Source organism: Cytobacillus sp. NCCP-133 (assembly GCF_026011715.1).
GTDB lineage: Bacteria > Bacillota > Bacilli > Bacillales > Cytobacillaceae > Cytobacillus.
The window spans coordinates 3,297-28,803 of record NZ_BRVM01000003.1 but is presented as its reverse complement, the minus strand read 5'-3'; the positions used below and the strand labels follow the sequence as shown (position 1 = coordinate 28,803).

21 protein-coding genes are annotated in these 25,507 nt (G+C 37.8%); 14 read left to right on the top strand and 7 right to left on the bottom strand.

Going from position 1 to position 25,507, the window contains the following annotated elements; all coding sequences use genetic code 11:
* Nucleotides 1-102: 102 nt before the first annotated feature.
* Nucleotides 103-261, top strand: a complete 159-nt coding sequence (locus NCCP133_RS05850; RefSeq protein WP_264804004.1) for a hypothetical protein — start codon at nucleotides 103-105, stop codon at nucleotides 259-261.
* 151 nt (nucleotides 262-412) lie between these two features.
* On the opposite strand, the gene NCCP133_RS05845 is transcribed toward NCCP133_RS05850, so the two are convergent.
* Nucleotides 413-1,171 (bottom strand): SGNH/GDSL hydrolase family protein, encoded by a 759-nt coding sequence (locus NCCP133_RS05845; RefSeq protein ID WP_264804003.1) that lies wholly within the window; start codon nucleotides 1,169-1,171, stop codon nucleotides 413-415.
* A 412-nt stretch (nucleotides 1,172-1,583) separates the two neighbouring features.
* Between NCCP133_RS05845 and NCCP133_RS05840 the strand changes: the two genes are divergently transcribed.
* The 13 genes from NCCP133_RS05840 to wecB all read left to right on the top strand — a co-directional run bounded on the left by NCCP133_RS05840 (nucleotide 1,584) and on the right by wecB (nucleotide 16,791).
* Nucleotides 1,584-2,348: a tyrosine-protein phosphatase gene (locus NCCP133_RS05840; RefSeq protein WP_264804002.1), complete on the top strand. Its 765-nt coding sequence runs from the start codon at nucleotides 1,584-1,586 to the stop codon at nucleotides 2,346-2,348.
* Between the two features lie 394 nt (nucleotides 2,349-2,742).
* Nucleotides 2,743-4,563, top strand: a complete 1,821-nt coding sequence (locus tag NCCP133_RS05835) for a polysaccharide biosynthesis protein (protein ID WP_264804001.1) — start codon at nucleotides 2,743-2,745, stop codon at nucleotides 4,561-4,563.
* Nucleotides 4,564-4,758: 195 nt separating this feature from the next.
* Nucleotides 4,759-5,643 (top strand): UTP--glucose-1-phosphate uridylyltransferase GalU, encoded by an 885-nt coding sequence (gene galU / locus NCCP133_RS05830; protein WP_264804000.1) that lies wholly within the window; start codon nucleotides 4,759-4,761, stop codon nucleotides 5,641-5,643.
* Nucleotides 5,644-5,840: 197 nt separating this feature from the next.
* The gene (locus NCCP133_RS05825) at nucleotides 5,841-6,206 is read left to right on the top strand and encodes a type II secretion system protein (protein WP_264803999.1); all 366 of its coding nucleotides are present in this window, start codon (nucleotides 5,841-5,843) and stop codon (nucleotides 6,204-6,206) included.
* A gap of 359 nt (nucleotides 6,207-6,565) precedes the next feature.
* Nucleotides 6,566-7,681, top strand: coding sequence for a DegT/DnrJ/EryC1/StrS family aminotransferase (locus tag NCCP133_RS05820; protein WP_264804219.1), 1,116 nt, complete (start codon nucleotides 6,566-6,568; stop codon nucleotides 7,679-7,681).
* On the top strand, nucleotides 7,681-8,325 hold the full coding sequence (locus NCCP133_RS05815) for a sugar transferase (RefSeq protein ID WP_309298037.1): 645 nt from the start codon (nucleotides 7,681-7,683) through the stop codon (nucleotides 8,323-8,325). The genes NCCP133_RS05820 and NCCP133_RS05815 overlap by 1 nt, the downstream gene beginning before the upstream one ends.
* Complete coding sequence (locus NCCP133_RS05810; RefSeq protein WP_264803998.1) at nucleotides 8,322-8,939, top strand: acetyltransferase; 618 nt, start codon at nucleotides 8,322-8,324, stop codon at nucleotides 8,937-8,939. Before NCCP133_RS05815 ends, NCCP133_RS05810 begins: the two co-directional genes overlap by 4 nt.
* Nucleotides 8,940-8,967: 28 nt before the next feature.
* The gene (locus NCCP133_RS05805) at nucleotides 8,968-10,077 is read left to right on the top strand and encodes a glycosyltransferase family 4 protein (protein WP_264803997.1); all 1,110 of its coding nucleotides are present in this window, start codon (nucleotides 8,968-8,970) and stop codon (nucleotides 10,075-10,077) included.
* Between the two features lie 79 nt (nucleotides 10,078-10,156).
* A complete protein-coding gene (locus NCCP133_RS05800) occupies nucleotides 10,157-11,215 on the top strand; it encodes a glycosyltransferase family 2 protein (RefSeq protein ID WP_264803996.1) in 1,059 nt (352 codons plus the stop codon).
* A 45-nt stretch (nucleotides 11,216-11,260) separates the two neighbouring features.
* Nucleotides 11,261-12,439 (top strand): hypothetical protein, encoded by a 1,179-nt coding sequence (locus NCCP133_RS05795; protein ID WP_264803995.1) that lies wholly within the window; start codon nucleotides 11,261-11,263, stop codon nucleotides 12,437-12,439.
* Between the two features lie 440 nt (nucleotides 12,440-12,879).
* Complete coding sequence (locus NCCP133_RS05790; RefSeq protein ID WP_264803994.1) at nucleotides 12,880-14,190, top strand: lipopolysaccharide biosynthesis protein; 1,311 nt, start codon at nucleotides 12,880-12,882, stop codon at nucleotides 14,188-14,190.
* A 50-nt stretch (nucleotides 14,191-14,240) separates the two neighbouring features.
* Complete coding sequence (locus tag NCCP133_RS05785; RefSeq protein WP_264803993.1) at nucleotides 14,241-15,518, top strand: nucleotide sugar dehydrogenase; 1,278 nt, start codon at nucleotides 14,241-14,243, stop codon at nucleotides 15,516-15,518.
* Between the two features lie 178 nt (nucleotides 15,519-15,696).
* On the top strand, nucleotides 15,697-16,791 hold the full coding sequence (gene wecB / locus NCCP133_RS05780) for a non-hydrolyzing UDP-N-acetylglucosamine 2-epimerase (RefSeq protein ID WP_264803992.1): 1,095 nt from the start codon (nucleotides 15,697-15,699) through the stop codon (nucleotides 16,789-16,791).
* Nucleotides 16,792-16,996: 205 nt separating this feature from the next.
* Here wecB and NCCP133_RS05775 read toward each other — a convergent pair whose 3' ends face one another.
* The 6 genes from NCCP133_RS05775 to recF all read right to left on the bottom strand — a co-directional run bounded on the left by NCCP133_RS05775 (nucleotide 16,997) and on the right by recF (nucleotide 25,411).
* Nucleotides 16,997-17,395, bottom strand: a complete 399-nt coding sequence (locus tag NCCP133_RS05775) for a hypothetical protein (RefSeq protein ID WP_264803991.1) — start codon at nucleotides 17,393-17,395, stop codon at nucleotides 16,997-16,999.
* A 640-nt stretch (nucleotides 17,396-18,035) separates the two neighbouring features.
* A complete protein-coding gene (locus tag NCCP133_RS05770; protein WP_264803990.1) occupies nucleotides 18,036-19,121 on the bottom strand; it encodes an HD-GYP domain-containing protein in 1,086 nt (361 codons plus the stop codon).
* A 92-nt stretch (nucleotides 19,122-19,213) separates the two neighbouring features.
* Nucleotides 19,214-21,736 carry a DNA gyrase subunit A gene (gyrA, locus tag NCCP133_RS05765; RefSeq protein ID WP_264803989.1) on the bottom strand — a complete coding sequence of 841 codons (2,523 nt, stop codon included), beginning with the start codon at nucleotides 21,734-21,736 and terminating at the stop codon, nucleotides 19,214-19,216.
* Between the two features lie 276 nt (nucleotides 21,737-22,012).
* Nucleotides 22,013-23,935, bottom strand: a complete 1,923-nt coding sequence (gene gyrB / locus NCCP133_RS05760) for a DNA topoisomerase (ATP-hydrolyzing) subunit B (RefSeq protein WP_264804217.1) — start codon at nucleotides 23,933-23,935, stop codon at nucleotides 22,013-22,015.
* 99 nt (nucleotides 23,936-24,034) lie between these two features.
* Complete coding sequence (gene remB, locus NCCP133_RS05755) at nucleotides 24,035-24,283, bottom strand: extracellular matrix regulator RemB (protein ID WP_264803988.1); 249 nt, start codon at nucleotides 24,281-24,283, stop codon at nucleotides 24,035-24,037.
* Between the two features lie 9 nt (nucleotides 24,284-24,292).
* Nucleotides 24,293-25,411 (bottom strand): DNA replication/repair protein RecF, encoded by a 1,119-nt coding sequence (recF, locus tag NCCP133_RS05750; protein ID WP_264803987.1) that lies wholly within the window; start codon nucleotides 25,409-25,411, stop codon nucleotides 24,293-24,295.
* Nucleotides 25,412-25,507: the final 96 nt, after the last annotated feature.

Below are 25,507 nucleotides of genomic sequence, written 5' to 3'. Positions count from 1 at the left end.
CGGAAGACTTAATCAACAAAGGATTAAGGCTTCTTTACTAGGCAGATAATGACAATATTTTACTTATTTTCAATCATAATGACATTCGTTATAGGTGATCTTATGGAAGGTATGAATACTGCCGAATTCGCTTTAATCCTTGAAAGGGCGTTTTACAAAGGCCAGCTGGAAAAGGATATAACCCTTTCAGAATTAATGGAAGAGCTAACGAAACAATTAAAGAACATGATAGACAATCAAACGGAGGCTGCTCCCTTGTAAAAAACGCCAAGCAGGTATTAAGTTACTTGGCGTAATTCATCCGTGCTGAAGTTAAAATGGTGTAAAAGGGAAGACCCTTTCAAATTCTTTTTTCCGGCATGAACATGCGGACTGAAATGCCTGACGCTTTTGTCCAGGATCCTATGATGTTCTACTCCTTATTAATGAAATAATTAGTGATGAACTCTGCCCAGATCTGATGTCCCTTTTTGCTGGGCTCATTATTGTCTTCTGATAAATAGGCGATAAGGCTTTCATCCTGTTGATCGGGCCAGGCTTTCCAATGATTTAGAAACGGAATCTTGTTGTCTTCGGCATACTGTTTTAGTTCCTCTACTTGCAGGGGATAATAGTTTGCGTTAAATAATGGGTGAGCGGGCTGGAGCACAAAGACGGTTTTCGGATTAGCCTGCTTTACTTCATTAATAATTGTATCCAGGCTCAGCAGGGTATCCTCAATGGCTATCTCTCCATTATTTTTTAGAAAAAACGGTTCAAAGAGTATTAAGTTAGCAAAAGAATCAATGAGTTCTTTCTGCTTGTTTTGCTGAATAAATTCGAGGGAATTTAGATCATACCTGTTTATTTTCACCTCAACAGCTTTTCCGTAGGTCTTGATAAGTTCTTCTTCTACCATTTCAGGCCAGGAATCTTCTCCTTTTCCCATAGCTGCGGACCCGGCAATTTGAATTTTAAATGGTTTCTTTTTTTGTAAGAGGTTTTCAAATTGCTGATAGCTTTCTTTTGGCCAATTGCTGGCATAGTTCAATAGTGGATCTGTACCACCTTGTCCATATTCCTTTATCTGGTTTTGGCGAAGATCGAAGCTTCTATTATTCCAGTGCTGACTTCCTGCTATAATAACGGCGATACAGCATATCGCTAATAAAAATGTAAGTACGACTCTCAAAGTGATGCCTCCTTTTGATGCTTATATCCTAATGATTGTACCGCTGTTACTCATTGAAATCAAAACCTGATTATGGAAGGGGTTTCACTTCGCCATGCATAATGTAATTTATGCCAATGTGACAATGGTGCTTCAAATTCTTTACAATTTGCTGGTAAAATAGAGAAGGTTTATTAAGTGGGATAGATAGAGATTCTTCATTTCTTAATTCAAACAGTATAAACGGATTAATCGACATCTTCACCAAGGAATTTCCATATTATTCAATAACCCTTCTTTTTATCTATAAATATGCTATAATATTTCATGATTTGCAGAAAATGAAACAGAATGCGACAAAGGCATCCTTCAAAGCCTTATTTGGATAATGTATGATTAAAAGGAATGGCTAGAAAAATGGGGGAATACCGAAATGATTGATATACACTGTCATATTTTGCCGGGTATTGACGATGGGGCTAAGCATATGAGTGAAACGATCGGGATGGCGAAGAAAGCCGTCGAGGAAGGGATTCACACAATTATCGCAACTCCACACCATAAAAACGGAAAATATGAAAATACAAAAACAGATATTATCCAAATGGTAAGGGAAGCAAATGCTGCGATTCAGGGAGAAGGAATACCCCTTAAGCTATTGGCTGGACAGGAAACTAGAATATACGGAGAATATCTCGAAGACTATCAAAAAGATGAATTGCTGCCGCTGGCTGAGTCACAGTATGTCTTCATCGAACTTCCTTCCGGGCATGTGCCCCGATATACGGAACAGCTTTTGTTTGATATACAGATGAAGGAACTAGTGCCGATCATTGTTCACCCTGAACGGAATTCTGAACTGATTGAACGCCCTGACAGGCTTTATCAGCTTGTAAAAAAAGGCGCCCTTACCCAGGTGACTGCCGGTAGTTTATGTGGCTATTTCGGAAAAAAAATCAAAAGCTTTTCACATCAATTAATCGAAGCGAATTTAACTCATTTCATAGCATCTGATGCTCACAATCTAAAAAGTCGTTCCTTCATGATGGCAGAAGCCATTGACTTAGTAGATTCTAAGTTTGGAGATGATATGGTCTATCTGTTTACAGAGAATGCAGAGCTGCTTGTAAACGGGAGAAACGTCATGAAGGAAATCCCCGAGAGAGTAAAGAGAAAGAAGTTTTTGGGGTTGTTTTAAAATCACTCCCTTCAAAGCGGATTTTTCTTTACATTCTATTTATTTTTCGTATAGGTAAAAAGGCCTGCGTTGCGTGAGGGGGACATTTTAGAATCCAGCAGAATGCCCCTTCTGATTTTTCAAGCAGGTTCTATTCTATAATTGATCTATGGCGATGCCTCCTGGCCGTTATCAACGGAGGCACTCGGCCATGCTGTGGGGGGAGCAATCCGCCTTAGACACGTTTGTTGTCAGGGGCATGGTGTGAGGGCGGGTTCGATGCCCACTTTTTAAATATATAACGGAAGTACATGCCTTTTTTGCGTGTTTTTCCGTTAGGTATTTATTGGTTAGTACTCATCAACCATCCAATCGTGATGGATACGGATAGAAGAATTAAAAGGGGGCTTTTTGGTTGACCTATCAAAAAAGGCTGACATTTTTGGTTTTATTGGATTCGTTGATTGTATTATCAGCGATTTATGTAAGTGTGCTCACACTTCATCCGACACTTGAGATTTTCAAATCGGAATTTATCTTAATTAGTTCGATTACACTTCTTATTAGCCATCATTTGTTTGCTTCTCTTTATCGTTTATATAACAAAGCATGGGAATATGCAAGCGTGGGTGAGTTGGTTGCCATTGTAAAGGCAGTCAGCCTGTCCATCATGACTACAGGGATTGTGCAGCAGCTATTGGTTGAGGATACGTATTTCAGGGCGCTAATGCTTGCGTGGATGATGCATGTTCTTCTAATCGGTGGTTCGCGTTTTTCCTGGCGTGTATACCGGGACCGCTATATTAAGCCCCGGGTAGAGCTAAAGCGGGCGCTGATTATTGGCGCTGGTGCTGCTGGAACCATGCTTGCGAGGCAGCTGATTAAAAATAGAGACACAGAAATTTTGCCGGTCGCATTTATTGATGATGATCCGAAAAAGTATAGGCTACATATACTTGGCTTACCTGTTGTGGGTGACTTTAAACAGATTAAAAAGACGGTGGAAACCTTAAATATTGATAAAATTGTGATTGCGATTCCGTCTCTTCATAAAGAAGAAATGAAGCGCATTTATGCGGAATGTGCCGGTACAAAGGCCAAGACAGTCATCATGCCGATGATTGAGGATGTTATGCTCGGTAATGTATCCGTTAACCAATTCCGGGATGTCGAGGTGGAAGACCTCTTGGGCCGGGAACCTGTTAAGCTGGATATGGAAAGTATTTCGGTGAAATTGACCGGGAAAACGGTTTTAGTTACAGGCGCAGGCGGATCAATTGGGTCTGAAATCTGCCGGCAGGTGTGCAAGTTCAATCCGAAGAAGCTCGTTCTGCTAGGGCATGGGGAGAACTCGATTTATCTCATTGATATGGAGCTAAAGAATAAGCATAAAGATGAAATGGAGATTGTGCCGGTCATTGCTGATATACAGGATAGGTACCGGATATTTGAAGTGATGGAAGCGTATAAGCCGGAAGTTGTGTACCATGCGGCGGCACATAAGCATGTGCCTTTGATGGAATACAATCCGAAGGAAGCTGTGAAAAATAATGTTTTGGGGACCAAAAACGTTGCGGAGGCGGCGGATATCTTCGGGGCGGAGAATTTCGTCCTTGTTTCTTCTGATAAAGCTGTAAATCCAACGAATGTAATGGGATCAACGAAGCGGATTGCGGAGATGGTGATTCAGGAGCTGGACAAGCACAGTGCGACCAAGTTTGTGGCAGTGCGGTTTGGGAATGTGCTTGGAAGCCGTGGCAGTGTGATTCCGCTCTTTAAAAAGCAGATTCAGGCAGGCGGGCCGGTTACGGTTACACATCCGGATATGACGAGGTATTTTATGACGATACCGGAAGCATCTAGGCTTGTGATGCAAGCTGGGGCACTCGCCCGCGGCGGAGAGATATTTGTGCTTGATATGGGTGAGCCGGTTAAGATTGTGGATTTGGCTAAGAACCTAATCAAACTTTCGGGTTATTCTGAAGAGGAAATCGGGATTAAGTTCTCGGGGATCCGTCCTGGGGAGAAGATGTATGAGGAACTTTTGAATGAAAAAGAAGTTCATAAGGAAGCGGTGTTTCCGAAGATTTTTATTGGGAAGGCTGTTTTGGATCAGGAAGATGAGGTTCATTATTTGATTGAGCGGTTTGGGGATATGAGCAGTGAAGAGATTAGGGAGTTTGTGTTGAATTTGGCGAATAGACGAGGGAATAAAGTGGCTGTTGGGATGGAGTAAATAGCTGTTATTCTTCAGACGGGAAATTTTACCATGCCCCCTTCAGGGTCTTGAACTGAGGGATTTTGGATGGTCGCTAATTGGGCTCCTGTTAGAAGAAGAACATTCCTGCCAGATCTATCTTTCGGGTTGTGTAGGGTCATTAACCCTTTCAGGTTGAAAAAAGACTTTTTGATAGTTGAGGAGGATTTTAATATGAAGAAAGTAAGAAAGGCGATTATTCCAGCTGCGGGGTTAGGCACGAGGTTTTTGCCGGCGACTAAGGCGATGCCGAAAGAAATGCTGCCGATTGTAGATAAGCCGACCATTCAGTACATAGTGGAAGAGGCTGTGGCATCGGGGATTGAGGATATTATTATTGTTACTGGTAAAGGGAAGCGGGCAATTGAGGATCATTTTGATCATTCCTTTGAGCTGGAAGAGAATTTAATGAAAAAGCAGAAATTTGATTTGCTTGAGAAGGTGAAGGAGCCTTCGAAGGTGGATATTCATTATATTCGGCAGAAAGAGCCTAAAGGGCTTGGGCATGCCGTATGGTGTGCGCGTAAGTTTATCGGGGATGAGCCGTTTGCCGTGCTGCTTGGGGATGATATTGTCCAGAGTGATACACCTTGTCTGCGTCAGTTGATGGATGAGTATGAGAGTACGCTTTCGTCTGTGATTGGGGTGCAGACAGTGTCAGCTGAAGAGACTCATCGATATGGGATTATTGATCCTTCGGATCAAAGTGGACGACGGTATCAGGTGAATCATTTTGTTGAAAAACCAAAGCAGGGGACTGCTCCTTCCAATCTTGCGATTATGGGCCGGTATATTTTAACTCCAGAGATCTTCCTGTTCCTAGAACAGCACGAGCTTGGAGCAGGCGGTGAGATTCAGCTGACAGATGCGATTCAGAAGCTGAACCAAATCCAGCGTGTATTTGCCTATGATTTTGAAGGGGTACGTTATGATGTCGGGGAGAAGTTTGGGTTTATTAAAACGACGATTGAGATGGCCTTGAAAGATGAAGGCTTAAGGGATGAGTTGGTTCGGTTTATGGATGAAAGGCTGAGTGAATTCAAGATCATTGAGCGTTAAGACAGAGATAAGATGATCATGGGGGAATTCTAGATATGCCTTTTTTATTGGGTGTATCTAGGGTTCTTGTGTTTGGTGCAAACGTGATGTTTTTTTTGATTTGTTATGTTTTAGGGGTGAGCTCTTCGAGTTTTTTTTGAGGGGCTAGATGGCATAAAGATTAAGGGGTTGTTAGTTAGTTGGGAGGAGAGAGAGAGGTGAATTATAAGGATATAAAAGGATTTACTTTGGTTGAAGTAATTGTGGTTATTGCTATTTTAGGTATAATTGCAACAATTGCGATGCCTTCTGTACTTGGCATTATTGAAACGTCAAAGGTTGATGTCTGTCATGTTAATGTTTCTGAGGTGGAAAGACATTATGAAGCTTATTTGGAGTTAGAGTCTGTAGAGCATTCGAATGCAGTGTTTGTACAATATTTGCATTCTTATGATGGAGAAATTTGTCCTGAGGGCGGGGTTATCAGTTATGTGGATGAGAGAGTTCAATGCAGTTTGCATTCTGAGGATTTAGATGGTGGTAGGGATCTTGATGAAGATGATGGCGATGTGCCTTATTTGTAGGAGCAGCACTATAGTTGGATTGGATGGTGGTGGGGAACTGACTATCGTAGTTAGATTCAACGTTAGAAACCTTGCGGGATAAGTGCGGGATAAGGGTTTGAGGCGTTTTTAGTGAGAATTATAGATTGATTGAATGGTTTATATAATAGGAAGAAACTCGGTTTAGAGTGGTTATGAAGTGAATATCTATTTCGTATTTGATTGGTAGATTGAATAGATATTACGAGGTGGCTATCAGTAGTAGATAACAATTTTAGTGGTTTAGTAGTTGGTTAGAGGTAGATCTCCTAATTAAGTCCTAATCCACTAAAATATTAACTTAACAAGGGAAGGAAGTCTAGATGATGGAATCAACAAAAGTGAAAGAAAGAATATTCCTCTCTTCGCCACATATGAGTGATGAAGGTTATGAAATGCAATATGTAAAGGAAGCTTTTGATACAAACTGGATTGCACCCCTTGGTGAAAACGTAAATGGATTTGAAAGAGAGCTTGCTGAGAAGGTTGGTTCTAAAGCTGCTGCAGCACTGTCTTCAGGAACAGCTGCTATTCATCTAGCTCTTAAAGCAGCAGGAGTCGGAGAAGGTGATATTGTATTCTGTCCAACACTTACTTTCTCTGCTACTGCAAATCCAATCATCTATCAAAATGCTATTCCTGTATTTATCGATAGTGATTATGAATCTTGGAACATGAGTCCAAAAGCACTAGAAGAAGCATTTGAAAAATATCCAGAAGTAAAGGCGGTTCTGGTCGTTCATCTATATGGTTTGTCTGCAGATATGGACAAAATTATGGAGATCTGTAAGAAACATAACGTAGCGGTTATAGAAGATGCCGCTGAGTCTTTAGGTACTTACTATAAGGGTAAGCATACCGGGACTTTCGGTGACTATGGTATCTTCTCTTTTAATGGAAACAAGATTATCACAACTTCTGGTGGTGGAATGCTAGTTTCTAATAATGAAGAACGAATTGCGAAGGTAAGATTCTGGGCAACTCAATCCAGAGATCAAGCAAGACACTATCAACATAGCGAATTAGGATTTAATTATCGTATGAGTAATGTTGTTGCTGGGATTGGTAGAGGACAGCTTAAAGTGTTAAATAAAAGAGTTGCCAAGAAGAACTATATTTTTGAGTTTTATAAAAGAGAGCTTGGTGGGCTTGAAGGCATTGAATTCATGCCTAGCAATGAATGGGATGAACCAAATTATTGGTTAAGCTCGATAACATTGTCTGGTAAAGTAAGGCCTATTGATATATTTGAAGCATTGGAAGCTGAAAACATCGAGTCAAGACCAGTATGGAAACCAATGCATATACAGCCTTTCTTTGAGAAATATGACTTTATTGGTGAAAGTGTATCGGAGAAATTGTTTGAGAATGGTGTATGCTTGCCATCTGATACGAAGATGACGGATGAGGACTTAGAAAGAGTCGTTAAGACTATTAAAGGGTTGTGGTTAGAATAATGAAGAACTCCAAATGTGGTATTTATAGAAAGTTTGTAAAAAGACCGATGGATTTTATACTTTCTTTAATAGCTATTATTGTTCTGAGTCCGGTATTACTAATAGTTGCATTACTTGTGAGAACGAAGTTAGGCAGCCCTGTGCTATTTAAGCAGAAACGACCGGGGGTGAATGAAGAGATTTTTATGATGTATAAGTTTAGGACTATGACGGATGAAAGAGATGATAAAGGTGAGTTACTGCCTGATAGTATTAGGCTGACGAAGTTTGGGAAGCTATTAAGATCAACCTCACTTGATGAACTGCCGGAACTTTTTAATATTTTGAGGGGTGATATGTCCATTATTGGCCCTAGGCCATTATTGGTGCAGTATTTACCGTTGTATAACAATCATCAAAAACGACGTCATGAAGTAAGACCTGGGCTATCTGGTTTGGCGCAGGTTAGTGGTAGAAATGCGATTAGTTGGGAAGATAAATTTAATCTCGATGTTGAGTATGTCGACAATGTACGATTCATTGAAGATTGGAAGATAATTTTTTTAACCATAAAAAAGGTTTTCGTCAGAGAGGGCATTAATTCAGAAACTGCTGCTACGATTGAGCCATTTAAGGGAACCAAAAAGGAAAGAATGGAAATATGAAAAACAAACTTTTAATAATTGGAGCTAGCGGCCACGGAAAAGTTGTTGCAGATATTGCATTGAAAATGAATAGATGGCAGAGCATTGCTTTTTTAGATGACGATAAAAGCATTAAAACATCAATGGGTTTAGAAGTCATTGGCACTTCAGATGATGTTTTTACACATATAGATGAGTATGAAATATTTGTTGGTATTGGTAATAACACTACGAGACAAAGGATTCATGAGATGCTTGAAACATTTGGTGCCAGTATCCCTGTTTTGATTCATCCTAATGCAGTGGTTGGAGAACAAGTAGAGGTAGGATTTGGGACAGTGGTTATGGCAGGAGTGGTTATTAACTGTTGTACAAGCATTGGGAAAGGCTGCATCATTAATACTGGTTCTACAGTAGACCATGATAATAAAATTGAAGATTTTGTTCATATATCGCCAGGCGTGCATTTAGCAGGAACAGTTAAGGTAGGAAAAGGTTCTTGGTTAGGTATTGGTAGTGTGGTAAGTAATAACGTAAACATCACCAGTGGATGCAAAGTGGGTGCTGGTTCTGTTGTGGTTAAGAGTATCGACAGGCCTGGAACCTATGTAGGGATTCCGGTAAGGAAAATTTGAAAACTTATAGTTGGAGGAAAGATAAACAATGAAAGTATTATTTGTGGCAACAGTTATGCTGCATTTTAAAGCTTTCCATTTACCTTATATGAAGTGGTTCCAGGATAAGGGATGGGAAGTACATGTAGCAGCAAATGGAGATTTAAATTTACCATACTACGATAAAAAGCATATTTTACCAATTGAAAGGTCACCATATAGTGTTAAGAATATAGGAGCCTATAAACAACTCAAGGAATTATTGAAACGAGAGAAGTATGATATTATTCATTGTCACACCCCAATGGGTAGTGTGTTATCAAGATTAGCAAACAATGCAACAAAGAGTGAAACAGGAACCAAACTAATTTATACTGCTCATGGATTCCATTTTTATAAAGGAGGACCGTTTAAGGACTGGGTATTGTATTATCCTGTTGAACGATTTTTAGCTCGATATACTGATAGACTTATTACTATTAATAAGGAAGACTATAACTTAGCACAGAAGTTTAATGCAAAAAAAGTTGAGTATATACCAGGTATAGGACTTGATACAGAAGTGTTTAACCATATAAACATAGATATATATTCAAAACGTCTGGAAATTGGTGTGCCAAATGATGCAATTATGTTGCTATCTGTAGGTGAACTAGGCAGTAGAAAAAACCATGAAGTCGCAATTAGAGCTCTTGCAAAAGCAGAGCATAAAAATCTGTATTATGTAATATGTGGTTCAGGCGATTTAGAACAATATCTAAAGAATCTATCTAAAGAACTTGGTGTATCAGATAAAATATTATTTCTAGGATTTAGAAAAGATATAGCAGAGCTTATTAAGTGTGCAGATATTTATGTGTTCCCCTCACAAAGAGAAGGGCTCGGTATTGCAGCTCTTGAGGGTATGGCAGGGGGATTACCATTAATTTCCTCTTATATAAATGGCATAAGGGATTATACGGTAAATGGGGAAACTGGATTCTGTCTAGAGCCCTATGATGTTGATGGCTTCTCTAAAGCAATGGATAAGTTAGCCAAGGATAAAGATCTAAGAGAAATAATTGGGAAAAATAATGTTGAAGTTGCAAGTAAGTTTGATACACGTAATGTGAAAAAAATAATGGCAAGAATTTATACAGAAGTTATGGAAACAGCATAAAATTTTATTACTATGGCTATTTTCTAAATCTTTATATCCTGCTGTAGTAATTTAATAAACAAAAAAATGGAGTAAGTATATGATAAACAAATGTCCTGTTATTAGTATCATAATACCTATATATAACGCAGAAAAGTATCTTAGGAAATGTCTTGATAGCTTAATTAGACAGACATTTACTGACATTGAGATAATATGTGTGGATGATGAAAGTACCGATAATAGTGGAAGAATCCTTGAAGAGTATGCCAAAAATGATCACAGAATAGTAGTAGTAAGTCAAAAAAATACCGGGGCATCTGGGGCTAGAAATACAGGTATGAAGATAAGTCGCGGAAAATATATTATGTTTGTTGACAGTGATGATTGGCTTGATTTAGAAACTTGTGAAACTGCATACCGTATTGCAAAAGACTATATGGCGGATGTAGTTATGTGGTCATATGTAAGAGAATACCAAGAACAATCAAAACCAAAGGTTATTTTTACTGAAAATCTAATAGAATTTGATAAGGAAGAGGTTAAAGAAAAACTTTTCAGATTTTATTTAGGTCCGTTAGGTAAAGAACTATCTAAACCTGAAAATATGGAATCCTTGAACCCTGTTTGCATGAAATTATATAAAACTAGCTTGATTAAAGAGAATAATATTGAACTTTATGATATAAAAAAAATTGGAACGGGGGAGGATGGACTATTTAATCTTCAACTATTTAAGTATGTTGAAAAAGCTGTTTTTATAAATAAATACTTTTATCATTATAGGAAGTCAAATACTGAATCCATAACTACAAAATATAATACAGAAAAGTATCACCAATGGCAGCATTTATTTGATGTTATGGAAACATATATAATGCAACAAAACCTTGATAACATACATCATACAGCTTTAAATAATAGGATTGCTCTAAGTATTATAGGTTTAGGACTTAATATACTAGACAGTGACAAAAGCGGTATTGCCAAGGTTAGAGAAATAAAGAAAATTTTATCTACGGGAAGATATAGGAAAGCATATAGACAATTACCTATTAGGTACTTTCCTATTCATTGGGCTTTATTTTTTACCTTTGCAAAATTAAATTTTGCCACTGGAATTTATACATTGCTTTCTTTTATGAAAAAAGCTATGTGAAAATACAATCAGTTACTAGTATAGATATAGATTGGAGGGGAACAAATGAATATACTGTTTATAGTTTCGCGGCCTTTAGAAATTAATACCTCAGCATCAATAAGAAATCTGGCAACCATTAACGGATTAGTTGAGTTAGGACACAAAGTAGACTTGATTACAACAGAATATGATAAAAACCACCCGAGTTATGATAGTTCTATGGTGCTTAATGATGAAGATATTAATGTCAAATATTTAAAATTAAGTGGATTACAAAATATTGCAAAGATAGGAAGAAAATATAAATCACTTAAACTAATAAAGAAAATAGGTTATAAAATTTTAAATAAAATTGAGATATATGATAACTTAAAGGGAATTATTAATTGTATGTCAGAAATTAATATAGATGATAATAAGTATGATATAGTAATCTCTTCTTCCGATCCAAAATCTTCACATTTATTTGTTTTAAAAATGTATGAGAATAATATATTGAATAAAACACCTTGGATACAAATATGGGGAGATCCATTCTTTTCTGATATAAGTAGAAAAAATAAATTATTAAGCAGTAGGATACGACAAGAAGAGGAAAAATTAATTAAATATGCGAAAAGAGTTGTCTATGTTTCTAAACTAACTTTAAATTATCAACAGAATAAGTACTCAAAATATGCCGGTAAAATGATGTATATTCCGATACCTTTTGTTAAAAAAGAATTTTATCCAGAGAAGGAAATAAAAAATAGTGGGCAGACACTTACTTATTGTGGTGAATATTCCAAGGAGATAAGGGATATTTTACCATTATACAACGGTATTAATAAGTCAAAACATAAGCTAATCATATGTGGTAATAGTGATATCAAGTTAGAAGATACTCCAAATGTCAAAATAAATGGAAGAGTTAATTTTAAAAAAGTCAAAGAAATTGAAGCTAATAGTGACGTATTAATTCATTTGAGCAACCTAAGAGGGACACAAATACCAGGAAAAATATATCAGTATTCAGGAACTAATAAACCAATATTATTTATTCTTGATGGTGATTCAGAAGATTTGAGAGAAACATTTATGAAATATAATAGGTACATTTTTTGTGAGAATAATGAGCAATCAATTCTAAATGCTCTAGAAAAAATTCAGGAACTTAACAATTTAGTCAAGAATGAGCCAATTGAAGATTTTAGTGGACATAAAATTGCATCAGAAATTATCAAAGATGTAATAACTGGATAATTTTATAATTCTTATAAGGTCAGAATAATTTATCTTTCAATGAAAATAACAAATAATTATAGTGATATTTTTAACAAAATAAAATATGCTAAAATCTATACTTTTTTATTAAAGGAAACATAATTAAGTAGGTGAAGTTCCGATGAGATATTTAATTTTGTTGGATTCATTATATTGGTAACCTATTATCACCTGTTCAATCATATATCCTTCTTCACGCTTTTATATGGATTAGCTTGATTGCCATAACGAATGATAATGTAGGAACAGCAACTCGTCTCCGTCCAGTGGCATGGTTATTAATTATTATTGTCTTTATTTTTACCTATTTTAAATCGTATTGCAAAAAGAAAAGCAGTTAAAACACTTAAAAGCAATAAAGTGTAGTATTTTTAAGAAGCCTTTAAGAGTGTATTAAATTTGTTAGATAAGGTGCAAAAATGAAAAATAATATAAAGAAGATATTAAGTAATAGTTTTGCAAAAGGTGTGGCAGTTATTGCTAGTGGTACCGCTGGAGCACAGTTATTGAATTCATTGCTATCACCAATAATAACGAGAATATATACTCCTGAAGAATATGGGGTTTTTACAGTATATGCTGCAATATTAGGAATGGTAGTTATAATAGGTTCACTTAGATACGAGTGGGGAATTCCGATTGCTGAAAATGATACAAAAGCGATTAACCTACTTTTTTTAAGTTTACTTGTTTTGACTTTTTTTGTAGGAATAATTACTTTTGCATTGACTTTTTGGGCGGAATTTTTCCTGGGGTTTATTTCTGGTGATTTAATACTTAAGTATAAATATTTAATTCCGTTAGGTGTTTTTTTCGCGGGTTTATATAATATATTTACTCAATGGGCATTGAGGAAAAAAAATTATACATCACTTTCAAAAACAAAAATAAACCAAAGTGTTGTACAAAATGCTATTAAAATTCTAATGGGTCTCTTACATTTTGGTCCTATAGGACTAATTCTGGGAAACATTTTTGGTCAGAGTTCTGGGACGGTAACATTAGCGACTCCGTTAATTAAAGAGAGTAAAGGTTTTATAAATAAAGTCAATAGAAGAGATATAATAGAATGTTTTAAAAGATATATTCGTTTTCCCGTATACTCAGCTCCAAGTCAGTTATTAAATACAGCTGGACTTCAGTTACCAGTGTTATTTATAGCATCCATGTATGGAAGTGTTGTAAGTGGATATTACGCACTGGCACATACAATAGTAAATCTACCTATGGTTTTAATAGGGGGAGCTGTCGCAGATGTTTTTTATGGAGAAGCTGCCACAATTGGCCGTTCTAATCCGGAAAGGCTTAAAGATTTAACTAAAAAGTTATTTAGAAAATTATTTATTATAGGCTTAGTCCCTTTAATAGTACTAATTATATTGGGTCCATTTTTGTTCTCATTAGTTTTTGGACATAATTGGTACGAGGCAGGGGTTTATTCGAGAATAATTGCTTTTTTAGTATTTACTAGATTTATTTTTACCCCATTTGGAAGAGTTTTTTCTGTATTTGAAAGGCAAAAAATAGAGCTTATCTTAGATTCTTTTAGATTGATCTTAGTCTTAGGGGTATTTTGGTTTGCTAAACTATTTTCCTTAAATGCCTATTTAACAATTGGGTTGTATACATTAGTTATGTCTATAGTGTACTTAGTAACATTTTTGTTAGTTAATAAAGTAATAAATGATGAATTAAAAAAAGGGGCCATTTCTAGGAAACTAGATTGGTAAGTTTAAGACCTGTATTAATGAATAAGTAATTTATCTAGGGGTGAATTTATATGAAGAAGATTTGTGTTGTTGGATTAGGATATATTGGACTACCTACATCAGCAATGTTTGCAAAAACAGGATTTGAAGTTGTAGGTGTTGATATAAATGAAAATGCTGTGAGTCTTTTAAACCGGGGGGAAATTCATATTGAAGAATTAGGGCTTGGTGAATTAGTTAAAAAAGTAGTTCGAGAAGATAGATTAAGAGCTGCTACTTTACCAGAACATGCAGATGTCTTCATTATCGCAGTTCCGACACCTAATTATCCCGACCATACAGCGAATTTAGAATACGTAAAATCGGCAACTGAGAGTATCCTACCTTTTCTGAAAAAGGGTGATGTAGTCATTGTAGAGTCTACTATTCCTCCTCGTACAATTGATGACTTTGTTGCACCGATTATTCAGGCTGAAGGTTGGAATGTAGGAGTAGATATCTTTTTGGCGCATTGTCCAGAACGAGTATTACCAGGGAGAATTTTAATTGAATTAGTTGAAAATACACGTATTGTTGGTGGGATTAATGATATTTCTGCACAAAAGGCTGCACAGGTATATAACTCATTTGTAACAGGAGAAATTATTGTTACAAGTGCAGTTACTGCAGAAATGTCAAAACTAATGGAGAATACTTATCGTGATGTAAACATTGCTCTTGCTAATGAATTAGCAAAAATATCAGATAAACTTGGAATAAATGCATTGGAAGTAATTGAATTGGCAAATAGACATCCACGAGTAAATTTACATCAACCAGGACCGGGTGTTGGTGGTCACTGTTTGGCTGTCGATCCTTATTTTATTATAGAAAAGGCTCCAGATGAGTCGCCACTTATTATTAATGCTAGAAGGATAAATAACTCTATGCCGGAGTTTGTAATTCGACATGTTGATAAAATTGTTGAGAGCGGTGGAAAGATAGCTGTTTTTGGCTTAACTTATAAAGGAAATATTGATGATATTCGTGAAAGTCCAGCTATGGATGTATTAAGTTTATTACAAGAAAGAAATTATAATCTGTCTATTTATGATCCCCATGTTAAACAAGCTCAAGTTAACTTTAAATTATCAACTTTTGATGAGGCAATTGATCAAGCAGATTGCATTTTAATACTTACTGATCATAATGAATTTAAAGGCTTAGACGAAGTGAAAATTCATTCAAAAATGAGAAATCCGGTAATTTTTGATACAAAAAATTGTACCAATATTAATAGTGAAGCGATTAAATACTATAACTATGGTAATTTATACGAGATGAGTAGAAAAGTAGAAACCTTAGTATAATTATATGAAGCAAAGGTCACTTTTATGTTCCTGTGGAGCCTAGTAGTGACCTTTTAATTTATTGTGAATCTTTTACCATTACCATACTTTTCAAAAAAATCATTACGATATATAAATTAGGATTAAAATAAGGTCATCAATAAACAAAGGTTTTAAATATAAGATAGGGTTGATATATATGAAGAAAAAAATAATGGTTGTATTTGGTACACGGCCAGAGGCTATTAAAATGTGTCCCTTAGTTAAAGAACTAAAAACACGAGATAAATTGGATACCGTTGTTTGTGTTACAGGTCAGCATAGAGAAATGTTGGATCAAGTGTTGGATGCATTTAGTGTGGTCCCGGATTTTGATTTATCGATCATGAAAGCGAAACAAACGCTATTCGATGTGACAATAAATATCCTAGAAAAAATGAAAAATGTATTAGAAGAAGTGAAGCCTGATGTAGTTTTAGTTCATGGTGATACTTCAACTACATTTGTAACGTCTTTAGCATGTTTTTATCTACAAATTCCTGTTGGACATGTAGAGGCGGGACTTAGAACGTACAATGTTTATTCTCCATATCCAGAAGAATTTAATAGGCAAGCTGTAGGAATTGTGGCGGGGTATAACTTTGCGCCAACGGAGATGTCAAAAGAAAACCTTTTAAAAGAGGGAAAAGATCCTTCTACTATTTATGTGACAGGAAATACTGCCATTGATGCACTTAAGACAACGGTTAGAGATGATTATTCTCATGAACAACTTGATTGGGCATCAGGCAGCAGACTTATTATGATAACAGCTCATCGAAGAGAAAATCTAGGTGTACCAATGAGAAGTATGTTTAAGGCTATTAAAAGGATTGTTGATGAGCATTCTGATATTAAAGCAATATATCCGATTCATATGAATCCAGTAGTAAGAGAAGCCGCTAAAGAAATACTAGGAAATAACGATAGGGTAAGAATCATTGAGCCATTGGAAGTATTAGATTTTCATAATTTCTTATCAAGATCTTATTTAATATTGACTGATAGTGGTGGCATTCAAGAGGAAGCTCCAAGCTTAGGTAAGCCAGTGTTGGTAATGCGTGATACAACTGAGCGCCCGGAAGGTATAGCAGCTGGAACATTAAAGCTGGTTGGGACAGATGAAGAGAATATATATAAGACCTTTAAATTACTTCTTGAAGATAAAACAGAGTATGAAAAAATGAGTCAAGCAAGCAATCCATATGGTGATGGTTCCGCAAGCAAGAGAATTGCTGATGTGTTAGAGGGTTAACTTTTATTTGACAAAAGCAAAGCAGGAACTAGGTTGGACTGCAAAATGTGAAATTATAGCAATGTGCAGGAATGTTTGGCGGTTTGAGAAGAATTATAAGAATAGTGTGATTTAGTAAGAGTTTTTAGTATTCACCCGCTGGGCCTAGAGAGGCTTGGCGGGCTTATTTGAAGTTTACGTTTTAGAGAATAGTAATTTTAATTTTTCAGAATGGCAAGTCATCATCACTTATAGGTAACGGCGGTGACGTTTGGTACTGCTGGTTAGCAAACGGATCAATTGGAATGACATTTGAATTATGTTGTTGCTGACTAAACGCCTGTTCTCTTACCACATCCCACGGCTTTAGAATTCCTGTTTTATTAAAAGTAGTAGGACGGCCGCAGGATTCACAAAAGCGAGCGTCACCGGGGTTCTGATGATAGATTGTATCGATTTGGTATCCGTTAGAGTCAAACTCGGGTTCACCTTCACAAACATTATACAAAGATATTCCACAAATCTTGCAGTGACCGGCATTTGTACTGAACACTTCATTCTCACAACGTGGGCATTCCACTACACGCATGTTTTCATCAACTTGTACTCCATCGTCATAAATCATAGTATTGTTTTTGACACCCTTAAATTTCCGAAAGTTGACGGTATTGCCTGTCCAGAATTAGTCGATTATAATGTCCCCCATCCGTCCGCTCGACTTGCATGTATTAGGCACGCCGCCAGCGTTCGTCCTGAGCCAGGATCAAACTCTCCATATAAGAGTTGATTAAGCTCGATTTGTCTTTTAAAAAAAGACTAAAGAATTAACGTTGACGTTTTTGTTCGTTCAGTTTTCAAAGATCAATCCGACGCTCAGAAGCGACTTTATTAATATATCATTTCTGATTATCAATGTCAACAAGTTGTTTTAAGTTGTTTTCTAACATTACTCATCTCTTGCTGACTTGAATTATTATATCAGCCTATCACACTTATTGCAAGTATTTTTTTAAAATAAATTATAATTTCACATATTAACGTAGAATTACTTTCTACGAAAATTAAGAAAAGCGCAGGGCACCCTGCACACGAAGGAACGCAGATTAATAGCGCAACATCCTGCGGCAACGTCTTTTCTGGGAACCCCAAACACAAGACGAGGGGGGCAGGCTGCTTGCGCTAGACATAGATAAACTATTTAACAAGTTATGACACATAGCGAATTTTATAATTTTGTAAACAACAAAAAAGACCGAATCAACCGGTCATTTTAATACTTCATCTATAAATAGCTGGCGGTCTTTTTCAAGATGGACCAATTCATCTGTCTCTTCAATTTTAACTAAAGGTCTTGTTGGAGATTTATCATCCACAAATAGAATCTCGCCAATTTGCCCATCTGAAAGCTTTACACGGCTTCCAATAGAAAAAGTCATGATGCCGGATCCTAATGCCTGAATGGATTGAATATCATATTTTCCAAAGCTATCCTGAATAAGCATCTCCAGCACTTTAAATGGAGATTGTTTTCTCCTGTAAAGGCGCTGGGAAGTCATGGCATGAAATGCATCTGCTACAGCGATTATTTTTCCTGTTTGATTAATTTTACTGCTTTGTTCGCCAAACGGATAACCGCTTCCGTCAAGACGCTCATGATGCTGGATAATCCCGATCTTTGTACTCTCTCTTAAAAGTGAGAGATTTTGTACCATTTTAAAACTATGAGAGCAGTGCCCTTTTATTTCTTCAAATTCTTCCGAACTCAATGAAGTGCTTTTTTGCAGAATCCCGTGGCTGATTTTTGCCATTCCTGAATCCGCTAAACAGCCTCCAAGAGCTAATTGGACAACCTCCCCTTTATTAAGGTTTAATTTTTTTCCGATAAACGAACTTATAAGACCTACAGCAACCGCATGCTGAAATAAATAATCTTCATTAGTAGAAAAATGATGCAAAGTAAAAATATCAGAAGGGCTTTTTTCCATCTTATCAATAAGCGGAATCATGATGTTCCTTATTTTTGCTATATCAATCGGCAGCCCTGACTGCCAAGCTTGGAATTCTTTTTTATATTTTTTGACACCAATTAAAAATGTGTCTAAAAAGCTGGAGTCATTTTCCTTTGTTTCAGAGATGTTCGGATTTTCTACAATTCCTTCAGCAGGGATAAATGCCATTCCGTTAACCAATGTTCGCTCAACCACAGCCTCCTCAATTAAAAATGCTTTTAATATCCCGATCAGTTCACTTGTAAGGACAGTTTTTCGGCTAACGATGGGACGATTAGTCATACTGAATACATCTTCTGATAAAATACAGCCTTCTTGCAATTCTTGAATAGGTACACGCACCGTTTCCACACTCCATATAAAATGAGTCTTTTTTACTATTTTACATTAATTGGACAAAAAAAAGGAACACAAATAATGTGTTCCTGAAAAAATTACTCTTCGCCTTCTCCAATAACTTCTTCTTCAGAAAGAGATTCAGCATCTTCTATTGGTTTCGTTAGTTCGTCGTCGCCTTTTTCATCCTCTTTCTCAACCTTAGCTACTGTTGAGACTGCTTCGTCGGTATCTTCGTTTAAACGAATCAAGCGGACACCTTGCGTATTTCGGCCCATTTTGGAAATATCGCTTACAGCCATGCGGATCAATACACCGCCCGTTGTAATCAGCATAGCGTCTTCCTCACCGGTAACAGCTTTCATGGAAACAAGGCTGCCATTCTTATCTGTTATATTGCATGTCTTGATTCCTTTTCCGCCTCTGCCTTGTACACGATACTCTTCAGCAGAAGTACGTTTACCGTAGCCATTTTTTGTGACAATCAGAATTTCTGTGCCTTCCTCCAGTACTTCCATGCCTACTACTTCGTCATCCCCACTTAAACTGATTCCTTTTACCCCTGTAGCTGTTCTGCCCATAGAACGAACATCCTCTTCAGGGAATCGGATCAGCATACCGTGGCTTGTACCAATTATGATTTCCTTGCTGCCGTCAGTTAAACGTACAGAAATCAATTCATCATCTTCGCGGAGATTCAATGCAATTAAGCCATTATTCCTTATATTCGCAAAGGAGGATAAAGGCGAGCGTTTTGAGATTCCCTTCTTAGTGGTAAAGAACAGGAACCAGTCGTCGACAAACTCTTCAACCGGTATAATGGCGTTAACCCATTCATCTTTATCTACTCCAAGAAGGTTAATAATCGGAATTCCTTTTGCTGTACGGCTGAATTCAGGAATTTCATACCCTTTGGCGCGATACACTTTTCCTTTATTTGTGAAGAAAAGAATTGTATCATGCGTGGAAGTGGTAATGAGATGCTCCACAAAGTCATCCTCATTTGTTCCCATTCCCTGGATTCCGCGGCCGCCCCGCTTTTGAGCACGGTATGTCGAGACAGGAAGCCGTTTTATATAACCTTTATGAGTTAAAGTGAGGACAATATTTTCACGCGGAATTAAATCTTCGTCCTCGATTTGTTCGATGCCGCCAGCAACAATTTCGGTACGGCGTTTATCATTAAACCGCTCTTTGATCTCGTTTAATTCTTCACGGATGATCTCTAATACTTTTTCTTCATCAGCCAAAATAGCTTTTAATTCAGCAATAAGCGCAACAAGGCCAGAATATTCGTCTTCAATCTTTTCGCGCTCCAAACCTGTTAGACGCTGTAAGCGCATGTCTAGAATAGCCTGGGCCTGTTTCTCGGAAAGATTGAATTTTGTCATTAAGCCTTCGCGTGCAATATCAGTGGTTTGGGAACTGCGAATAAGATTAATAACCTCATCAAGATGGTCTAGTGCAATCCTTAAACCTTCCAAGATATGTGCCCGGGCTTCAGCCTTTTTAAGTTCAAACTCAGTACGGCGGCGAATAACAACCTTTTGGTGATCGAGATAATATTGAAGGCACTGTTTTAAATTAAGTACTTTAGGCTGGCCATCTACAAGTGCAAGCAAGTTAATCCCAAAGCTTGTCTGCAGGGCTGTTTGCTTATAAAGATTGTTCAGCAGGACATTGGCATTGGCATCTTTGCGGACTTCAATAACAATACGCATACCATTCCGATCAGATTCATCACGCAGATCCGTAATGCCGTCAATACGCTTATCGCGGACAAGTTCTGCTATTTTTTCAATCAGTTTAGCTTTATTGACCTGGTAAGGAAGTTCGTTAACGATGATAACTTCTTTCCCATTGGACTTTTCTTCAATTTCCACTTTAGCTCTTAATGTAATGGAACCACGTCCAGTTTCGTAGGCTTTGCGGATTCCACTCCGGCCTAAAATTAATCCAGCGGTAGGAAAATCCGGGCCAGGAATGATTTCCATCAGCTCTTGAACTGTTAAATCTGGTTCTTGGCTGATTGCAAGAACCCCATCAATAACTTCTCCAAGCTGGTGAGGCGGAATATTGGTAGCCATACCTACCGCGATACCAGAGGTTCCGTTTACCAGCAGATTAGGGAAGCGTGACGGAAGCACAACAGGTTCTTTTTCTGCACCATCATAGTTATCCTGATAATCAATTGTATCTTTATTGATATCACGCAGCAGCTCCATTGAGATTTTTGACATACGCGCCTCAGTGTAACGCATGGCAGCAGCAGCGTCGCCATCCACAGAACCAAAGTTTCCATGACCATCAACCAGCATATAGCGATAGTTGAAATCCTGCGCCATTCGAACCATAGTGTCATAAACAGCAGAGTCTCCATGTGGATGGTATTTACCGATCACTTCTCCGACAATACGGGCGGATTTTTTAAATGCTTTATCTGAATGCATTCCTAAATCATGCATTGCGTATAAAATCCTTCGATGAACCGGCTTTAATCCATCCCGTACATCTGGAAGAGCACGTGAAACAATTACGCTCATGGCATAGTCCAGGAATGATGAACGCATTTCCTGGCTGATATTAATTTCTTTTACTTGAGAATTAGGTGTGTCGGCCATTTAAAGGAACCTCCTTTAAAGAAACTTAGGATGCTTTTGCATCTCTCGTTACTTATCGTTTAACTGTTGCTAAGTTTAATCTGAAGAAATAGACGTTTCAGCAGTCAATGCAATTTATTTAATAAATCCGCAAAGGATGGGCATAAACTAAAAATATAAGAATGGCTTATTATGTAAAAGCAGGATAGAGAAACCCTATCCTGAAATAAAGCTGAGGCACCTGATGCAGCGCCACTGCTATAAAAATTTCTGGTCCCAAAAATTTTCCTTTTACAATTAGATATCCAAATTCTTTACATATACCGCATTTTCCTCAATGAAATGACGGCGCGGCTCTACCTTGTCACCCATTAGGATTTCAAATGTTTCGTCAGCTTCAATGGCATCTTCAAGGTTCACCTGCAGAAGTGTTCTCGTATCCGGATCCATTGTGGTTTCCCAAAGCTGTCCGGGATTCATCTCCCCAAGCCCCTTGTAGCGCTGGATCCCAGGCTTAGGCTGGCTTGGAAGTTCAGCAAGTGTTTTTTCCAGCTCACGCTCATTATAAGCATACTCGATGCGTTTTCCCTGCTGAATTTTGTAAAGCGGCGGCTGGGCAATGTAAATGTAGCCTGCTTCAATAATCTGTCTCATATAACGGTAGAAGAATGTTAAAAGCAGTGTTCGGATATGTGCTCCATCGACATCCGCATCAGTCATAATGACAATCTTATGATACCGGGCTTTAGAGATATCAAAATCTTCGCCGATGCTTGTTCCGATCGCTGTGATGATTGCACGGACTTCATTGTTTGAAAGGATTTTATCCAAACGGGCCTTTTCCACATTTAGAATTTTACCTCTTAGCGGAAGGATTGCCTGGAAATGCCGGTCACGCCCTTGCTTAGCAGAACCGCCCGCAGAGTCGCCCTCAACCACATAAATTTCACTGATTGAAGGATCTTTCGAAGAACAGTCTGCCAGCTTGCCAGGAAGGCTGGAGACTTCAAGTGCACTCTTCCTTCTCGTAAGCTCCCTCGCCTTTTTGGCAGCCAGTCTTGCTCTCGCAGCCATAAGACCCTTTTCAACAATCTTTCTTGCTACCGTTGGATTCTCCAGCATGAATTTTTCAAGAGCTTCAGAGAAAATAGTGTCCGTTGCAGTACGTACTTCAGAGTTCCCTAGCTTGGTTTTTGTCTGACCTTCGAACTGGGGATCCGGATGTTTAACTGATACGATCGCCGTTAATCCTTCTCGGACGTCTTCTCCGGAAAGGTTCGCATCACTTTCTTTAAAGACACCGTTTTTTCTGGCGTAATCATTAATGACTCTTGTTAATGCCGTTTTAAAGCCGGATTCATGTGTACCGCCTTCATACGTATGGATATTATTAGCAAAAGAGTAAATATTGCTCGTAAATCCATCATTGTACTGAATGGATACTTCAACAGTAATCCCTTCTCGTTCGCCTTCGATATAGATGGGTTCCTCATGAAGAACTTCTTTTGTTCTATTCAAATGTTCAACGTACGATTTAATACCGCCCTCGTACATATATTCATTTTTCTTGTTTTCTTCACGCTTGTCCTCAATCGTAATTTTTAGCCCTCTATTTAAGAAAGCCAATTCACGGATACGGTTTGCGAGAGTTTCAAAATCATATTCAAGTGTTTCAGTGAAAATTTCACTATCCGGCTTAAAATGAATTGTTGTTCCTGTATGATCAGCTTCTCCAATTACTTCGAGATCAGCACTTGGAACTCCACGTTCAAATTTTTGATAGTATTTTTTTCCGTCGCGATAGACAACTACCTCCAGCTCCGTTGAAAGTGCATTAACTACAGAAGCTCCTACACCATGCAAGCCTCCGGAAACTTTGTATCCTCCGCCCCCGAATTTTCCTCCGGCATGAAGGACAGTCATAATGACTTCAACTGCCGGACGGCCCATCTTCTCATGAATTCCCACCGGTATGCCGCGGCCATTATCAACCACTGTCACACTATTATCCTTTTCGATAATGACATTGATTTCTGAACAGTATCCAGCAAGTGCTTCATCAATACTATTATCAACTATTTCCCATACTAGATGGTGAAGCCCTCTGGCACTTGTTGAACCGATATACATTCCCGGACGCTTTCGAACCGCTTCCAGACCTTCCAGAACCTGTATCTGATTCTCATCATAGGATTGTTCCTCCACTGCCTTTTGCTCCATTGCCACATCGGTCACCTACACTTTCCATTTGCATTCCATTTTCAATAATCTATTAAAAAGCTTGGCTAAACTTTGAGATGCACCAAACTGTAGACTTTACTAAAACTCCTGGACACTTAATTTATGCGATCGTTTTTTTAACGTACCGGAAGCCAGCGGGGAAAAATAGATTTTATCAGTCGTTACTACTACAGACTTATAAGATCCCTTTGCGAGGTTAATAACTAAATGGTCTTCCTGTTCTAAGCACTCTTGTGCATATTCAGAAGAAGTGGCACTTTCTTTATCAATAATCGCCACAATATCACTTGCCCGGACTAACACATCTTCACCAACATGGATATACATGCGATCACCTCACTGAATCTTATTGATTCTTCCTGTCTCAACACTGAAGGCTGCTGCCTCTTTAAGTGTCTGATGGTCAATTCCGTCGACGCTTGTCGTTGTGACAAATGTCTGTACCTTCCCTTGAATGGTGTTCAATAGGTGGGACTGGCGGAAATCATCCAGTTCTGATAGGACATCATCAAGCAGGAGAATGGGATACTCTCCTATTTCAGAATGGATCAATTCAATTTCGGCAAGCTTAAGGGAGAGAGCCGTCGTCCTTTGCTGGCCCTGAGAGCCGAAAGTTTGCACGTCCCGTCCATTCACATGAAAAATAAGGTCGTCCCGATGAGGGCCAAACATAGTGATTCCACGGTCGATTTCCCTGTTTTTTACTTTTTCGAATTTTTCTTGATATACTTTAACCATTTTCGACAAATTTTGTTCTTCTAATACATCTGCGGAAGGCTTGTACTCAATTTTCAAAGTTTCCAGCCCTCTTGAAATCCCTTCATGTATCGGCTGTGCCCATTTTTGAAGCAATTTGAGAAATTCATATCTCTTGGAAACAATTTTTGCAGCCATTTCTATGAATTGCTCTGTTAAAATCTCAAGCATGGTAAGATCAGTCTGCTTTTTGATCTGCAGCATCTTTAAATAATGATTCCGCTGCTGAAGAATCTTTTGATATTGGCTGATATCATGCAAATAGACAGGTGAAACCTGCCCAATCTCCATATCAATAAAACGACGCCTTACTTGAGGGCTCCCTTTTACAAGATGGAGGTCTTCAGGCGCGAACATCACAACATTCATATTGCCTACATACTGGCTTAATCTTTGCTGCTCTATATGATTGCATTTAGCCTTTTTGCCTTTTTTGCTTATTACTAATTGCATGGGAAGGGATCCATTGCTTTTTTGGACCCTTCCTTCTATTTTAGCATAATCTTGATCCCAGCGAATAAGATCTTTGTCGTTAGATGTTCTATGTGACTTCGCCATAGCCAGTACATAGATCGACTCCATGACATTTGTCTTTCCCTGGGCATTCTCTCCCAAGATAACGTTCACTTTATTCTCTAAGTTAAATTCCAGCTCTTCGTAATTCCGGTAATTCTTCAAAAGCAATTGCTCTATATACATAGACGCTACATCCTTTTAGGTTATAAGCTGCACAATCGTAAATTCACCTACAGAGGGAATTTCCACCTTATCTCCTGTTCTTAGCTTTCTTCCCCG

Bases quoted from the DNA above. Each gene is read 5' to 3' on its own strand.
- NCCP133_RS05790 (WP_264803994.1), top strand. From the start codon at position 12,880: ATGAAAAATAATATAAAGAAGATATTAAGTAATAGTTTTGCAAAAGGT.
- NCCP133_RS05815 (WP_309298037.1), top strand. From the start codon at position 7,681: ATGAAGAACTCCAAATGTGGTATTTATAGAAAGTTTGTAAAAAGACCG.
- wecB (WP_264803992.1), top strand. From the start codon at position 15,697: ATGAAGAAAAAAATAATGGTTGTATTTGGTACACGGCCAGAGGCTATT.
- NCCP133_RS05800 (WP_264803996.1), top strand. From the start codon at position 10,157: ATGATAAACAAATGTCCTGTTATTAGTATCATAATACCTATATATAAC.
- NCCP133_RS05775 (WP_264803991.1), bottom strand. From the start codon at position 17,395: ATGATTTATGACGATGGAGTACAAGTTGATGAAAACATGCGTGTAGTG.
- remB (WP_264803988.1), bottom strand. From the start codon at position 24,283: ATGTATATCCATGTTGGTGAAGATGTGTTAGTCCGGGCAAGTGATATT.
- NCCP133_RS05805 (WP_264803997.1), top strand. From the start codon at position 8,968: ATGAAAGTATTATTTGTGGCAACAGTTATGCTGCATTTTAAAGCTTTC.
- galU (WP_264804000.1), top strand. From the start codon at position 4,759: ATGAAGAAAGTAAGAAAGGCGATTATTCCAGCTGCGGGGTTAGGCACG.
- NCCP133_RS05785 (WP_264803993.1), top strand. From the start codon at position 14,241: ATGAAGAAGATTTGTGTTGTTGGATTAGGATATATTGGACTACCTACA.
- NCCP133_RS05795 (WP_264803995.1), top strand. From the start codon at position 11,261: ATGAATATACTGTTTATAGTTTCGCGGCCTTTAGAAATTAATACCTCA.
- gyrB (WP_264804217.1), bottom strand. From the start codon at position 23,935: ATGGAGCAAAAGGCAGTGGAGGAACAATCCTATGATGAGAATCAGATA.
- recF (WP_264803987.1), bottom strand. From the start codon at position 25,411: ATGTATATAGAGCAATTGCTTTTGAAGAATTACCGGAATTACGAAGAG.
- NCCP133_RS05840 (WP_264804002.1), top strand. From the start codon at position 1,584: ATGATTGATATACACTGTCATATTTTGCCGGGTATTGACGATGGGGCT.
- NCCP133_RS05850 (WP_264804004.1), top strand. From the start codon at position 103: ATGGAAGGTATGAATACTGCCGAATTCGCTTTAATCCTTGAAAGGGCG.
- NCCP133_RS05810 (WP_264803998.1), top strand. From the start codon at position 8,322: ATGAAAAACAAACTTTTAATAATTGGAGCTAGCGGCCACGGAAAAGTT.
- gyrA (WP_264803989.1), bottom strand. From the start codon at position 21,736: ATGGCCGACACACCTAATTCTCAAGTAAAAGAAATTAATATCAGCCAG.